At 64.6% G+C, this 14,651-nt stretch carries 14 protein-coding genes; 5 read left to right on the top strand and 9 right to left on the bottom strand.

The annotated features are described in order from the left end of the window. Positions 1-70: 70 nt before the first annotated feature. Positions 71-1,564, bottom strand: a complete 1,494-nt coding sequence (locus HDG39_RS23775) for an MFS transporter (RefSeq protein WP_184009158.1) — start codon at positions 1,562-1,564, stop codon at positions 71-73. A gap of 188 nt (positions 1,565-1,752) precedes the next feature. Here HDG39_RS23775 and HDG39_RS23770 point away from each other — a divergent pair, with 188 nt between their 5' ends. Beyond that, positions 1,753-3,003 (top strand): Hsp70 family protein, encoded by a 1,251-nt coding sequence (locus tag HDG39_RS23770; protein ID WP_184009156.1) that lies wholly within the window; start codon positions 1,753-1,755, stop codon positions 3,001-3,003. Between the two features lie 134 nt (positions 3,004-3,137). On the opposite strand, the gene HDG39_RS23765 is transcribed toward HDG39_RS23770, so the two are convergent. After that, positions 3,138-3,341 carry a cold-shock protein gene (locus tag HDG39_RS23765; protein WP_007180251.1) on the bottom strand — a complete coding sequence of 68 codons (204 nt, stop codon included), beginning with the start codon at positions 3,339-3,341 and terminating at the stop codon, positions 3,138-3,140. Between the two features lie 431 nt (positions 3,342-3,772). Here HDG39_RS23765 and HDG39_RS23760 point away from each other — a divergent pair, with 431 nt between their 5' ends. Then, entirely contained in the window at positions 3,773-5,368 is a 1,596-nt protein-coding gene (locus HDG39_RS23760; RefSeq protein WP_184009154.1) for an APC family permease, read from the top strand. 117 nt (positions 5,369-5,485) lie between these two features. Here the strand turns inward: HDG39_RS23760 and HDG39_RS23755 are convergent, their stop codons facing one another. The 7 genes from HDG39_RS23755 to HDG39_RS23725 all read right to left on the bottom strand — a co-directional run bounded on the left by HDG39_RS23755 (position 5,486) and on the right by HDG39_RS23725 (position 11,648). Beyond that, positions 5,486-6,271 (bottom strand): DODA-type extradiol aromatic ring-opening family dioxygenase, encoded by a 786-nt coding sequence (locus HDG39_RS23755; RefSeq protein WP_184009152.1) that lies wholly within the window; start codon positions 6,269-6,271, stop codon positions 5,486-5,488. Positions 6,272-6,405: 134 nt separating this feature from the next. Then, positions 6,406-7,008, bottom strand: a complete 603-nt coding sequence (locus HDG39_RS23750) for a UbiX family flavin prenyltransferase (protein WP_184009150.1) — start codon at positions 7,006-7,008, stop codon at positions 6,406-6,408. A 40-nt stretch (positions 7,009-7,048) separates the two neighbouring features. Further along, the gene (grxD, locus tag HDG39_RS23745; protein WP_018420101.1) at positions 7,049-7,360 is read right to left on the bottom strand and encodes a Grx4 family monothiol glutaredoxin; all 312 of its coding nucleotides are present in this window, start codon (positions 7,358-7,360) and stop codon (positions 7,049-7,051) included. A 111-nt stretch (positions 7,361-7,471) separates the two neighbouring features. After that, entirely contained in the window at positions 7,472-8,359 is an 888-nt protein-coding gene (prmC, locus tag HDG39_RS23740) for a peptide chain release factor N(5)-glutamine methyltransferase (RefSeq protein WP_184009149.1), read from the bottom strand. 10 nt (positions 8,360-8,369) lie between these two features. After that, a complete protein-coding gene (gene prfA / locus HDG39_RS23735) occupies positions 8,370-9,452 on the bottom strand; it encodes a peptide chain release factor 1 (RefSeq protein ID WP_184009147.1) in 1,083 nt (360 codons plus the stop codon). 119 nt (positions 9,453-9,571) lie between these two features. Further along, positions 9,572-10,858: a glutamyl-tRNA reductase gene (gene hemA / locus HDG39_RS23730; RefSeq protein WP_184009145.1), complete on the bottom strand. Its 1,287-nt coding sequence runs from the start codon at positions 10,856-10,858 to the stop codon at positions 9,572-9,574. A gap of 79 nt (positions 10,859-10,937) precedes the next feature. Beyond that, positions 10,938-11,648, bottom strand: coding sequence for a response regulator transcription factor (locus tag HDG39_RS23725; RefSeq protein WP_184009143.1), 711 nt, complete (start codon positions 11,646-11,648; stop codon positions 10,938-10,940). Positions 11,649-11,877: 229 nt separating this feature from the next. Between HDG39_RS23725 and HDG39_RS23720 the strand changes: the two genes are divergently transcribed. The 3 genes from HDG39_RS23720 to HDG39_RS23710 are packed head-to-tail and all read left to right on the top strand — an operon-like array spanning position 11,878 to position 14,646. Next, positions 11,878-12,156: a hypothetical protein gene (locus tag HDG39_RS23720; RefSeq protein ID WP_184009140.1), complete on the top strand. Its 279-nt coding sequence runs from the start codon at positions 11,878-11,880 to the stop codon at positions 12,154-12,156. Between the two features lie 18 nt (positions 12,157-12,174). Continuing rightward, on the top strand, positions 12,175-13,989 hold the full coding sequence (locus tag HDG39_RS23715) for an aminopeptidase P family protein (RefSeq protein ID WP_184009138.1): 1,815 nt from the start codon (positions 12,175-12,177) through the stop codon (positions 13,987-13,989). Positions 13,990-14,022: 33 nt separating this feature from the next. Further along, complete coding sequence (locus HDG39_RS23710; RefSeq protein ID WP_184009136.1) at positions 14,023-14,646, top strand: HAD family hydrolase; 624 nt, start codon at positions 14,023-14,025, stop codon at positions 14,644-14,646. The last annotated feature ends 5 nt before the right edge of the window (positions 14,647-14,651 follow it).

The raw sequence follows: 14,651 nt of genomic DNA, 5'->3' as shown, positions 1-14,651 counted from the left end.
GCGTAGAGCGAGGAACGCAGGCGATAAGCAACGAAGCAGTCAGGCACGCGCGGCACGGCCCGCGCGTTTTTCATGCAGCGCCGTCCATGCCGTTCTCACCATCCGTCACGCTCGACAGCGGCGCAGCCACATGTTCGAGCGACTTGCGCTCCGCGTCGACACCCCAGATCGCCGCGACGAGCGCCGCCGCGAGCATCAACGCCGAGCCGACCAGATAGCCCGAAAACACCTCGCTGCGCTGATGCGTATCGATCAGCCGACCGAAAAACGCCGGCCCGATGATGCCGCCGAGCGCGGTGCCGAACGCATAGAAAACCGCGATCGCGAGCGCGCGGATTTCGAGTGGAAACGATTCGCTCACGGTCAGATACGCGGAACTCGCGGCCGCCGACGCAAAGAAGAAAATGACCATCCAGGCGACCGTCTGCGTGACGACGCTCAGCAGTTGCCGCTCGAACAGATAGCCGGACAGCGTCAGCAGGATCGCCGACATCGCGTAGGTCGCGGCGATCATCTTGCGTCGGCCGATCACGTCGAACAGCCGCCCGAGCACGAGCGGCCCCAGGAAATTGCCGAGCGCGAAAGGCAGCAGATACCAGCCGATGTCGTCGCCCGGCACGTGATAGAAGTCGGTGAGGACGAGCGCGTAGGTGAAAAAGATCGCGTTGTAGAAGAATGCCTGCGCGGTCATCAACGTGAGACCGACCAGCGCGCGGCGCCGGTGCACGTTGAACAGCGTGTGGAACACCTCGCGCAACGGCGTATGGTCGCGCGCGCGCAGCCGCAGCCGCGTGAGGGCGTCGTCGGCGAGCGTGTGGCCGGCGTCGCGAAAACGCGTCTCGATGCCCTCGACGATCGTGCGGGCGTCGCGCTCGTCGCCGTGCGTGAGTAGCCAGCGCGGGCTTTCGGGTATCCAGATGCGCATCGGCAGGATCGCCAGCGCGAGCACCGCGCCGATGAAAAAACACGCGCGCCAGCCCCAGTCGGAAGGCAGCAGGTGCGGATCGAGCAGCACCAGCGAGCCCGCGGCGCCGAGCCCCGCGCCCACCCAGAACGTCCCGTTGATGCCGAGGTCGGTCCAGCCGCGCACGCGTGCCGGCGTGAATTCCTGGATCGTCGAGTTAATCGCCGTGTATTCGCCGCCGATACCCGCGCCGGTCAGGAAGCGGAACAGCATGAAGCTCATCAGATTCCACGACAGCGCGGTCGCCGCGGTCGCGGCCAGATAGAGCGTCAGCGTGATGAAAAACAGCTTGCGGCGGCCGAGCCGGTCGGTCAGCCAGCCGAAACCGAGCGCACCGAGCACCGCGCCGGTAATGTATGCGCTGCCCGCGAGGCCGACCTCGGCATTCGAAAAGCGCAGCGCCGGGCTGGTTTTCAGCGCGCTCGCGACCGCGCCGGCGAGCGTCACCTCAAGGCCGTCGAGCAGCCACGTCACGCCGAGCGCGACCACGATCAGCGTATGAAAGCGGCCCCACGGCAGACGGTCCAGCCGCGACGGCAGATCGGTTTCGATCAGCGTGGCATGCTGGTCATCGACGGCGGCGGTGGGCGGCACGCTCATGACGCGAAGTCTCCTCGATGGCGAAATGGGACGGCATATCCGGTCGGACGCAGCAAGATCCATTCCGCGCCATGATTTCTAACGATCTTGCGGACGTCCCATCAGCTTCAGTTGATGCTGACGGAGTTTTCGTGATACAAAGCCGCTCCCCTTTCTGTGCGCGCCAGCCGTGAGCGGCCATTCCTGCCATGAACTATTGCGCGATTGACTTCGGTACTTCCAATTCGGCCGTCGCGGTTCCGACCGGCCCGCAGCTGAAGCTGGCGCCGGTCGAAGGCGCGTACACGACGCTGCCCACCGCGGTCTTCTTCAATACCGACGAACACACCAGCGAATTCGGGCGCGCGGCGCTCGCTGCTTACATCGACGGTTTCGACGGCCGGCTGATGCGCTCGATGAAAAGCATTCTCGGCTCGCCGCTCGCCGAGAATACAACCGATCTCGGCGACGGCAGTGCGATCAAGTACACCGAGGTGATCGCGACGTTCCTGACTCACCTGAAGCGCGCGGCCGAGGCGAGCGCCGGCGGCGCGATCGACCGCGCGGTGCTGGGCCGCCCGGTGTTCTTCGTCGACGACGACCCGCGCGCCGACCAGATGGCGCAGCAACAGCTCGAAGCCGCCGCGCGCACGGCCGGCTTGCGCGACATCCACTTTCAGTATGAACCGATCGCGGCTGCGTTCGACTACGAATCGCACCTGAGCGCCGAGGGGCTCGTGCTTGTGGCGGACATCGGCGGCGGTACCTCGGACTTTTCGCTCGTGCGAGTGGGGCCGGAACGGATGAAGCGCGTCGAGCGCAAGGACGACGTGCTCGCGCACCACGGCGTGCACGTCGCGGGTACGGACTTCGACCGCCGCGTCGAACTCGCCACGATACTGCGTGAACTGGGCTACCAGTCGCTCGATCCGCAAGGGCGCGAAATCCCGAACCGGATTTATTTCGATCTCGCGACCTGGCACCTGATCAACACCGTCTACACGCCGAAGCGCGTCAGCGAACTCGCGCTGATGCGGCACCTTTTCACGGAGACGAAGCACCACGACCGGCTGATGCGCGTGGTCGAACAGCGTTTCGGGCACGCGCTCGCCGCCCACGCGGAAGAGGCCAAGATCGGCGTGGCGGCGGGCGGCGAGACCGTGATCGATCTCGAGCAAGTGGAAGAGGATCTGCGTCTCGCGTTCGACGAAGCGCAGCTCGTCAAGGCAGGCGAGGAAGAAACGCGACGCATCGTGCAGGCCGCGCGCGACACGGTGCAGGCGGCGGGCGTCGCGCCGCGCGATGTCGACGCGATCTATTTCACCGGCGGGTCGACCGGCCTCGCGTTTCTGTCGGGCGCGCTGGCCGCGGCGTTTCCAGACGCGCAAGCGGTGTTCGGCGATCGTCTCGCGAGCGTGGCGACCGGCCTCGGTATTCATGCGCGGCGTGTATTCGGATAATCCCGGATAATCAACAAATAATCCGCCGCGAATTGCGAAGTCATGCGAAGTTAATCGGCGCATTCAGATTGGCAGCAGTAATAAAAAACCCCGCCGAGGCGGGGTTTTTTTGCGTCCAGAAGGAAGCGCGGAGCTTACACCGGCTTGATGTTAGCCGCTTGCTTGCCCTTCGGGCCCGTCTTCACTTCAAACGTGACCTTCTGGTTTTCTTGCAGCGTCTTGAAGCCTTCCGTGCGAATTTCCGAGAAATGCGCGAACAGATCTTCACCGCCGCCGTCCGGAGTGATGAAGCCGAAGCCCTTAGCGTCGTTGAACCACTTGACGGTACCGGTTTCCATATTACTTTTTCCTAAAAAATGGTGAATAAGGCCGAAGCCCGGGTGCATGAAAATCAAGGAAGGGGGTAATGGGACCAACCGGAGTACCGTTGATGGGCGAACTACGAAAGAACCACTTCACTCGCCACTTGAAATCCTGCCCGAACGTTATACGGCGAATTCGGACGAAGGTCAACAGTCTAGACGAAACTTTGCCGGACTAGTCCTAAATTTTCTTACAAAGCTTGCGCAGGGGGCCAACCTTTTGCTAGGGAGAACCCTTAGTTCGGCTCCCGTTTCCCTGCAGTAACACGGTGCAACCGTTAAACTACGCGCCGCGCGTCGGTTGCACCTATTCCGCATATGGACGCGCTTACATGCGCGTCACCCCGTTCCCCCCCGCCACAAGCGATGTCACACGGTGCCGACATGGTTCTGATTTAGGAGAAGAAGTGAAAAGTTCTATACAACGGAGCATCGGGCCATTCGCGCTGATGCTGACCGGTCTGGGCTCGATCATCGGATCGGGTTGGCTGTTCGGCGCGTGGAAGGCTGCAAAAATCGCCGGTCCGGCTGCGATTTGCGCATGGATCATCGGTGCGGTCGTGATTCTCGCGATTGCGCTGACCTACGCGGAACTCGGTGCGATGTTTCCGGAATCTGGCGGGATGGTGCGCTATGCGCGCTACTCGCACGGCGCGCTGGTCGGTTTCATCAGCGCGTGGGCTAACTGGATCGCGATCGTGTCGGTGATCCCGATCGAGGCCGAAGCATCGATCCAATATATGAGTACGTGGCCCTATCCCTGGGCGCATGCGCTGTTCGTCGACGGGTCATTGACGACCAACGGCCTACTGCTGTCCGCCGGGCTCGTCATCATCTATTTCCTGCTCAACTACTGGGGCGTCAAGCTGTTCGCGCGCGCCAACTCGGCGATCACGATCTTCAAGTTCCTGATCCCGGGCGCAACGATCGTCGGCCTGATGATGACCGGCGTCCACACCGAGAACTTTGGTCAGACGACCACGTTCGCGCCGTACGGCTGGTCGGCGGTGCTGACCGCGGTCGCGACGAGCGGCATCGTGTTCGCATTCAACGGTTTCCAGAGCCCGATCAACCTGGCCGGTGAAGCGCGAAATCCGGCCAGGAGCGTGCCGTTCGCGGTGATCGGCTCGATCCTGCTCGCGCTCGTGATCTACGTGTTGCTGCAGATCGCATACATCGGCGCCGTGAATCCGGCCGACGTGATGAAGGGCTGGAGCCACTTCAGCTTTGCTTCGCCGTTCGCGGAACTGGCGATTGCGCTGAACCTGAACTGGCTGGCGATCCTGCTGTACGTCGACGCGTTCGTGAGCCCGAGCGGCACCGGTACGACCTACATGGCGACCACCTCGCGCATGATCTACGCGATGGAGCGCAACAACACGATGCCGAAGATGTTCGGTAACGTGCACCCGTTCTATGGCGTTCCGCGCAACGCGATGTGGTTCAACCTGCTCGTCTCGTTCATCTTCCTGTTCTTCTTCCGCGGCTGGAGTTCGCTCGCGGCGGTGATTTCGGTCGCGACCGTGATCTCGTACCTGACCGGCCCGATCAGCCTGATGGCACTGCGCCGAGCGGCAACCGATCTCGAGCGCCCGTTGCACATCGCCGGCATGAAGGTGATCGCGCCGTTCGCGTTCGTCTGCGCGTCGCTGATCCTGTACTGGGCGAGGTGGCCGCTGACCGGCGAAATCATTCTGCTGATGGTCGTCGCGCTGCCGGTGTATTTCTACTTCCAGGCGAAGTCGGGCTTCGAGGGCTGGGGCCGTGACCTGAAGGCTGCCTGGTGGCTGGTCGCGTATCTGCCGATCATGGCGATCCTGTCGCTGATCGGCAGCAAGGAGTTTGGCGGCTTCGGCATTCTGCCTTACGGCTGGGACATGCTCGTCGTGATCGCCTTCTCGTTGGCGTTCTACTTCTGGGGCGTGAACAGCGGCTATCGTTCGGAGTATCTGGACGAGCGGATCGAGCACGACGAAGTGCTCGAAGTTATCGGCGCGCATTGAGCGCCGGTCGAAACCGAAGATCCGCTCGACGCGGGTCTTTCGGGGCCGATAAAAAGCCCTCCCGATCGATGATCAGGCGGGCTTTTTGTTGACCTTTGTGCGCGACCCCGAGCCGGATCAGGCGGTCCCGAACACGTAGTTCGTCATCGCGAGCGAGCGTTGGTAGGTGCCGAGCGACTGGATCGCGAGCGAATAGTCGTCGTCGGCGGCGCCGAGCGCGGCGAATACCGGCAACAGATGCTCGTCGGTCGGATGCATCAACACCGCGTGCGGCGCCTGGCGGCGATAGTCGAGCAGCGCGTCGATATCGCGCGCGACAAGCTTGTCCTCGAACCAGTCGGTGAATTCGGCCACACGCGGATCGGCGTCTTCCGGGCGCGCGGAGAAATCGGCGGCGCGCAGGTTATGGGTGATCTGGCCGGAGCCGATCACCATCACGCCTTCGTCTTTCAGCGCGCGCAGCGCGCGGCCGACGCGGAAATGATGCGCGGCGTCCTTGCGCGGTTGGATCGACAGTTGCGCGATCGGCACGTCCGCTCGCGGAAACATCAGCAGCATCGGCACCCATGCGCCGTGGTCGAGTCCGCGCGGCTGCACGTCCGCGACGATGCCGTTCGCGCCGAGCAGCGCGGCGGCGCTACGTGCGACGTCGGGCGCGCCCGGCGCCGAGTATTGGATTTCGTAGAGCTGGCGCGGAAAACCATAAAAATCGTGGATGGTTTCAGGCGCCGTCGCGATGCTCGCGAGTGGCTGCGCGGTGCCCCAGTGCGCCGATAACATCAGGATTGCCGCGGGACGCGGCAATTGCGTGCCGAGCGCGCCGAACTCGGCGGACGGCATCGACGGATCGATCGGCAACGTGGGTGCGCCGTGAGACAGGAAAAGCGAAGGTGAGCGGTTCATGACAGCAACGCGGCCGTGTAAGCACGACACGCAGAAATTGGATTGCTACCAATATAGGTTCGCACGCCAGCTTGATAAATGGGTTCGGCGGGAATTGATTGCATCGCGGCAGTTGTTAATCCGCGTTGTCGCGGTTAATCCTGCGCGCCCCGCAATCCTTCCCACGCCGGCGATAACGCCGGCCCCAGCCCAAACAGATCGAGCACGCGTGCGACAGTGTGGTCGACCATCTCGTCGATCGAAGCAGGCCGGTTATAGAACGCGGGCAGCGGCGGGAAGATCACTCCACCCATTTCGGTGACGGCCGTCATATTGCGCAGATGCGCGAGATTGAACGGCGTTTCGCGCACCAGCAGCACGAGACGGCGACGCTCCTTCAGTGTGACGTCGGCGGCGCGGGTGATCAGGTTGTCGGCGAAACCGTGCGCGATGCTGGCGAGAGTTTTCATCGAGCAGGGCGCGACGATCATGCCGTCGGTCGCGAACGAGCCGGATGCGATGCTCGCGCCAACATCGCGCACCGAATGGACGACATCCGCGAGCGGATGCACGTCTTCCTTGCCCAACTGGAGTTCATGCTGGATGTTGAGCCAACCCGCGCTCGAAATCAGCAGGTGACTCTCGACGCCGCCGAGCCGCCGCAGCGTCTCGAGCAGCCGGATGCCGTAGATGGCGCCGGTGGCGCCGGTGATCGCGACGATCAGCCGGCGAGGCACCGCGGTGCGTGCTTGCTGCATGGCTTGCGGCGCCTGATGAAGCGAACGAAGCGCAGAACGCTCAGGCCGCGGCGAACAGCTGCTGCAGTTCGCCCGATTCGTACATCTCCATCATGATGTCCGAGCCGCCGATGAATTCGCCCTTCACGTACAGCTGCGGAATGGTCGGCCAGTTCGAGAACACCTTGATGCCCTGACGGATTTCGTCGTCTTCGAGCACGTTGACGGTCTTGATTTCACCGGCACCGCACGCCTTCAGGATCTGGATGGCGCGGCCGGAAAAACCGCACATCGGGAACTGGGCCGTGCCCTTCATGAAGAGAACGACGTTGTTGCCGTCGACGATTTGCTTGATGCGTTGTTGCGTATCCATGACTGACCTTGCGGTTCCGATAAAGGATGAGATTAGGCTGAAATGATAGCGGATTTCGCTACGGGCGGCCGCAGCCACGTCGCGCTTGGGGTTTTAGCCCGGCGACCGCGCTCAGGACGCAGCGGCGCGCAGCACGCCGCCGCTGATCCGCTCGATGCCGGCGAGATCGCGCGCCGAGCGGACCTCGGCAAAACCGCGTTCGCTCAGCAACCCGCGCACGGCTTCGGCCTGGTCGTAGCCATGTTCGATCCAAAGCGTGCCGTCGGCGGCGAGACGCTCGGGGGCGCCGCCGACGATCGCGCGGATCGCGCTGAGGCCGTCGGCCTCGTCGGTGAGCGCGCCGCGCGGCTCGAAGCGCAGATCGCCCTCACGCAGATGCGGGTCGCCGCTCGCGATATACGGTGGATTGCTGACGATCGCATCGAAGCGCAACGCGGCGTCGAGCGAGTCGTACCAGTCGCTGGGCAGGAAAACGACGGCGCCCCCCGGGCGTTTCACGTCGAGCAGGCGCGCGCTGTTGCGCGCGGCGACGGCGAGCGCGTCGGCCGAGCGGTCGAGCGCCCAGACCTGCGCGTCGGGCCGCATCGACGCGATCGCCACCGCGATTGCGCCGGTCCCGGTGCCGAGATCGAGCACACGTGGGCGCGGCCGAGGTTCGATCGCCGCGAGCGCGGTCTCCACCAGCAGCTCGGTCTCAGGACGCGGAATCAGCACGTGCGGCGTCACTTCGAATTCGAGCCCGAAGAATTCGCGCGCACCGACGAGCTGCGCGACCGGCTCGCCGGCCATGCGCCGCGCCTCGAACGTGCGATAACGCTCGACGCTTGCGCGTTCGAGCGGCTCCTCGCCGCGCGTGATCAGCTGCGTGCGCCGCCAACCGAGCACATGCGTGAGCAGAATCCGCGCTTCGAGCGGCGGCAGCGGCGATGCGCGCAATAGCGCCTCGGCCGTGGCGGGCAGAGCGGTGGGGTCGAGCGGAGCCGGGGAGGCGTCGGTCATTGGCGGGGCGTTAGTCGGCGTCGCCGAGCGAGGCCAGCAGTTCGGCCTGATGCTCGCTGACAAGCGCAGCGATCAGTTCTTCGAGATCGCCGTCCATGATCGCGTCGAGGCGATACAGCGTCAGATTGATGCGGTGATCGGTGAGGCGCCCCTGCGGGAAGTTGTACGTGCGGATGCGCTCCGAACGGTCGCCCGAGCCGATCAGGTTCTTGCGCGTCGCCGCTTCCTTCGCCTGCTGCTCGTGCGCCTGCTTGTCCTTGATGCGCGCGGCGAGCACCTTCAGCGCGCGATCCTTGTTCTTGTGCTGCGAGCGGTCGTCCTGACATTCGACGACGATGCCCGTCGGCAAGTGCGTGACGCGCACCGCCGAGTCGGTCTTGTTGATGTGCTGGCCGCCCGCGCCCGACGCGCGGAACGTGTCGATACGCAAATCGCCCGGATTGATCTCGACTTCGCCGATCTCGTCCGCCTCCGGCATCACCGCGACCGTGCACGCCGAGGTATGGATGCGGCCCTGCGTTTCGGTGGCCGGCACGCGCTGCACGCGATGCCCGCCCGACTCGAACTTCAGTTTCGAATACGCGGCATCGCCGGCAATTCGCACGATCACTTCGCGATAGCCGCCGAGGTCCGATTCGCTCGCCGACATCATCTCGACCTGCCAGCGGTTGCGCTCGGCATAGCGCAGATACATGCGCAGCAGATCGCCCGCGAACAGCGCGGATTCGTCGCCGCCGGTGCCCGCGCGGATTTCGAGGAAAATGTTGCGCTCGTCGTTTGGATCTTTCGGCAGCAGCATTTTCTGCAGTTCGACGCCGAGCGCCTCCATACGATCGCGTGCTGCGCGGATCTCATCTTCGGCGAAATCGCGCATCGACGCGTCGGCGAGCAGTTCCTGCGCGGTGGCGGCGTCGTTTTGCGCCTGGCGCCACAGCCCGTAATGCTCGACGAGCGGGCCGAGCTCCGCGTGTTCGCGCGTCAGCTTGCGGTATTGGTCGAGGTTGGCGGTGATGTCCTCGCGGCTCAACAGGTCGTTCAGTTCGGCCAGCCGGGTGGTCAGCTGGTCGAGCTTGCGTTGCATGCTCGTTTTCATCGGGCGGGTAGCGGAGGGGACTCCGGAATGGATGCGGCCAGGAGAACGGGCGAATGCCCGGGGCGAAGCACTTTGCGAGCCACGGCGGTGGCGCGCGGGGTGCGGCGAGCACTGCGCCGCTAACGTTCGGTAGAGCCGGAGTGTTTGTAGAAGCCGCTCATCAGCTCGATCAGCTTGTCGCGATTGTCGGTGCTCGCGCGATTCAGCGCGTGCGTAGGACCATGGATCAGCTTGTTGGTGAGCGATTGCGACAGTGCCTCGAGGACTGCGGCCGGATCGTCGCCGCGCGCGAGCATTTTCTGCGCGCGTTCGACCTCCGCGCGGCGCAGCGTGTCGGCCTGCGTGTGCATGTGGCGGATCACCGGTACGATGCTGCGCGCATCAAGCCACTGCATGAAGTTCTGCACGCGCGTTTCGATGATCGCTTCGGCCTGCGCGACCGCGGCCTGGCGCGACGCATTGCCTTCGCGGACGATCGCGCCGAGGTCGTCGACGGTGTACAGGAACACGTCTTCGAGCTGGCCGGCTTCGGGTTCGATGTCGCGCGGCACCGCGAGGTCGACCATGAAAATCGGCCGGTGACGGCGCGCCTTGACCGCGCGCTCGACCGCGCCAAGACCGATGATCGGCAACGTGGACGCTGTGCACGACACGATGATGTCGAATTCGTGCATCCGCGCGGGTAACTCGGAGAGCGGAATGGCGCGGCCGTTGAAGCGCTCGGCGAGCCGCATGCCGCGCTCGGCGGTTCGGTTCGCGACGACGAGTTCCCGCGGATGCTGCGCCGCGAAGTGCGTCGCGCAAAGTTCGATCATTTCGCCAGCACCGATGAACAGCACGCGCTGGTTCGCGATCTTGTCGAAAATCCGTTGGGCGAGGCGTACCGCGGCGGCGGCCATCGACACCGACTGCGCGCCGATTTCGGTCGTGCTGCGCACTTCCTTCGCGACGGCGAAGGTGCGCTGGAATAGCTGATTCAGATAGGTACCGAGCGCGCCGGCTTCGGAGGCGGTGCGCACCGCGTCCTTCATTTGTCCGACGATCTGCGTTTCGCCGAGCACCATCGAATCGAGCCCCGACGCGACGCGGAACGCATGGCGCACGGCTTCGGACTGCGGCAATGCATAGACGTGCGGCGCGAGTTCATCGATGGGGAGGTTGTGGTACTTCGACAGCCACTGCACCGAGGCTTCGCGCGCGGCGAGGTCGTCGGTCGCGCAGTAGAGTTCGGTGCGGTTGCAGGTGGACAGAATTGCCGCCTCGGGCGCGTTGGGGGCCATGTGGCCCAGCCAGATGCCTTTGAACGTATCCAGAGCGGGCTTTATCTGTTCGAGCGGAAACGCCACGCGTTCGCGCAAGGCGACAGGCGCAGTGTGATGGTTGATTCCGATCGTTAGAAGCTGCATTTGGGGGAGCTATCGTTCAGCCGTATATTATAGCGTTTCCACGATACTCACATCCTGCCCGCCATATATCCCGCATGCGTCAGTTCGCGCCTGTCAGGCTCTCCGGCGGGATCGCGTCGAGCTGGTAACCGTAACCATAGACCGGCGTCAGCGTGTAGCCAAGCTCCGGGCGCAGTTGCAACTTGCTGCGCACGCGCGACGCGTGGGTGTCGATGGTGCGCGACTTTACGTCGCGGCGGCGGGCCCACACGGTTTCGAGAATATGCGCGCGCGACACCGGCCGCGCGAGATTGTTGAACAGCACCAGCGCGAGGCGGAATTCCTTCGGCGTCAGGATCACGGTCAGGTCGCGGAATGTCACGGCCAAATTCGCCGCGTCGAACGTATAGCCGCCGATCACGTCGCGTCGACGGTTGGGCGGCCGCCGCAGGCCCGCACGGCGTTGCAGCGCCTCGACACGCGCGAGCATTTCGGGGCCGCGCACTGGCTTGCTGAGACAGTCGTCGGCGCCGGCATGCAGCGCGGCGACGATCTGGCATTCGCGCGGTGCGGTCAGCAGCATCATGACGGGCAGGCCCGGCAGAATGGAGCGCGCGCGCGGGATCACGTCTTCGGCGCAATGGTCGCCGGCCCAACTTTCGGTGATCAACAGGTCGAAAAATTCGTCGGTAGCGCGCTGCAGGAAGGTGGCGCTAGTGGTGAAGTGCTGGCACGCGTGGCCGCCGGCGAAAATGAGCCGGTCAACCAGTTTGGCGTGTTGGACGTCGGGTTCGATAAGGGCGATGCGCATGGCGCTGCGTCAGCCTGGCAACGGGCGAAGCATGAGGCGTTTTCGTCAGACTTACAACTTGCCTAAGCACACCCCGATCCCTAAACTCAACCGCTATGCGGAAAGCGCCGTGCTGAACTTGTATAGTTGAGGAGGCAAAAATGCTAGCGTTGGCGGCTCCTTTCGCCTATGAGACGAATCCGAAATTTATCTTGCCGTGTTTGAGCGCCCAGTCTGGAGTCGACGCCTGATGGGTTGGCCAGGCATTCTCGTACTCGGCGCGGTGATCGGCCTCGCGGGCTGGTGGTTGCATCCGCAGCGCCGCGCGAGCCGCGCCCGCTGGTGGGCCGCGCTGTTGGCCGGTGTGCTCGGCACGAGCGTCGCGCGGATGGCCGGCAATGTGACAAGTCTCTTCCATGACGGCGACATGCTCGAATGGCCGGTATGCACCGCCGTCGCGCTCATCGCCGTCGCCGTGACGGTCGGCCTCTTGTCGCGTCAATCAACGCGCCGGTCAATCCGTCGATGAATCCTTGCAGGTAACTCCATGAACGCCCGACTTCCCGAAACCTCCTCCATTCCCGAGCGCCTTGCGAGCCTGCGCGCTGCGATGGCGCGCGAAGGCATTGCCGCTTACCTCGTGCCGTCGGCGGATCCGCATCTGTCCGAGTATCTGCCAGGGCGCTGGCAAGGCCGCCAGTGGCTGTCGGGCTTCACCGGCTCGGCCGGCACGCTGATCGTCACCGCCGATTTCGCCGGCGTCTGGACCGACAGCCGCTACTGGGAGCAGGCGAGTGCGCAGCTCGCCGGCAGCGGTGTCGAGCTGATGAAGATGACCGGCGGCCAGCTCACGACGCCGCATTTCGAATGGCTCGCGCAGAACGTCGCGAGCGGCGGCACGGTCGGTGTGGACGGCGCGGTGCTGGGCGTCGCGGCCGCGCGCGCGTTGAGCGCCGCACTGAACGCGCACGGCGTGCGATTGCGCACCGACCTCGACCTGTTCGACGCGATCTGGGCGCAGCGCCCGGCGCTGCCCGCCGACGCCGTCTTCGAGCACGCCGCGCCGCAAGCGGGCGTCACACGCGCGGACAAGCTTGCGCAAGTGCGTCGCGCGATGGTCGAGAAAGGCGCGCAGTGGCACTTCATCTCGACGCTCGACGACCTCGCTTGGCTGCTGAATCTGCGCGGCGCCGACGTCAGCTACAACCCGGTGTTCGTCGCGCACGCGCTGATCGGCGTGGATCGGGTGTCGCTGTTTATCGCCGACGGCAAGGTGTCGCCAGCGCTCGCCGAAGTGCTCGCGCGCGACGGCATCAGCGTCGAGCCGTACGCGAAAACCGCCGACGCGCTTGCCGCCCTGCCGGCCGGCAGCACGCTGCTGATCGATCCGCGCCGCATCACGTACGGCTCGCTGCAGGCGGTGCCGTCGTCGGTCAAGGTGGTCGAGGCGGTCAATCCGTCCACTTTCCTGAAGTCGTGCAAGACCGCCGCCGATGCCACGCACGTGCGCGAGACGATGGAGCAGGACGGCGCCGCGCTCGCCGAATTCTTCGCGTGGTTCGAAAGCGCGCTCGGCCGCGAGCGCGTCACCGAGCTGACGATCGACGAGCGTCTGACGGCAGCTCGCGCGCGCCGTCCCGGCTTCGTGTCGCTGAGCTTCGCGACGATCGCGGGCTTCAATGCGAACGGCGCGATGCCGCACTATCGCGCGACCGAGGAGTCGCATGCGGTGATCGAAGGCAATGGCCTGCTGCTGATCGATTCGGGCGGCCAGTATCTGAGCGGCACGACCGACATCACGCGCGTCGTCCCGGTCGGCACGCCGAGCAACGAACAGCGCCGCGATTTCACGGTCGTGCTGAAGGGCATGATCGCGCTGTCACGCGCGCAATTCCCGCGCGGCATCCGCTCGCCGATGCTCGACGCGATCGCGCGCGCGCCGATCTGGCAGGCCGGCGCCGACTATGGCCACGGCACCGGTCACGGGGTCGGCTACTTCCTGAACGTGCACGAAGGCCCGCAGGTGATCTCGCACTACGCGCCGGCCGAACCGTGGACCGCGATGGAGGAGGGCATGATCACATCGAACGAGCCGGGTCTGTATCGGCCGGGCAAGTGGGGCGTGCGAATCGAAAACCTCGTGCTGAACGTGGCGGCGGAAAAAACCGAATTCGGCGACTTCCTGAAGTTCGAAACGCTGACGTTGTGCCCGATCGATACGCGCTGCATCGAGCTGTCGCTGCTGCGCGACGACGAGCGTGCGTGGCTCAACGCGTATCACGAGACGGTGCGCACGCGCCTCGCGCCGCATGTTTCGGGCGACGCGAAAGCGTGGCTGGAACTGCGCACGCAACCCATCTGAGCGTAGCGACGACCTTCCGAAGGAGCGTGGCGCATGGCGATCAAGGCAGTGGTGTTCGATTTCGGCGGTGTGCTGATCGACTGGAGTCCCGAGTACCTGTACCGCGAGCTGATTCCCGACGAAGTCGAGCGCCGCTGGTTCCTCACGCACGTCTGCTCGATGGACTGGGTGATCCGCCAGGATGGCGGTCAGCCGATCGTCGAAGCCACCGACGAGCTGATCGCGCGGTTTCCCGATCACGAACCGCTGATCCGCGCGTTCTATGCACGCTGGCACCAGATGGTGGCGGGTGTACTCGACGACGGCATCGCGCTGATGGAAAAGCTCGAAGCGGCCGAGGTGCCGCTCTTCGGGCTGACCAACTGGTCGGCCGAGACGTTTCCGTACGCGTGGGAACACTATCCGGTTCTGCGGCGGTTTCGCGACATCGTCGTGTCGGGGCGCGTGAAGCTCGTGAAGCCCGACCCGGCGATCTTCTCGGAGATGCGCCGGCGCATCGAACTGCAAATGCCCGGTGTCGAGCCGGCCGAACTTGTCTTCATCGACGACAACGCGAAGAACGCCGAAGCCGCGACGGCGCTCGGCTGGCACGGCGTGCATCACACGGGCACCGCGCAAACGGAAGCCAAGCTGCGCGAATTGGGCTTGCCGGTTTGAGCTGA

The organism is Paraburkholderia lebeckiae (assembly GCF_014201005.1).
GTDB classification, from domain to species: Bacteria; Pseudomonadota; Gammaproteobacteria; order Burkholderiales; family Burkholderiaceae; genus Paraburkholderia; species Paraburkholderia tuberum.
This window is presented reverse-complemented; position numbering and strand designations above follow the sequence as displayed.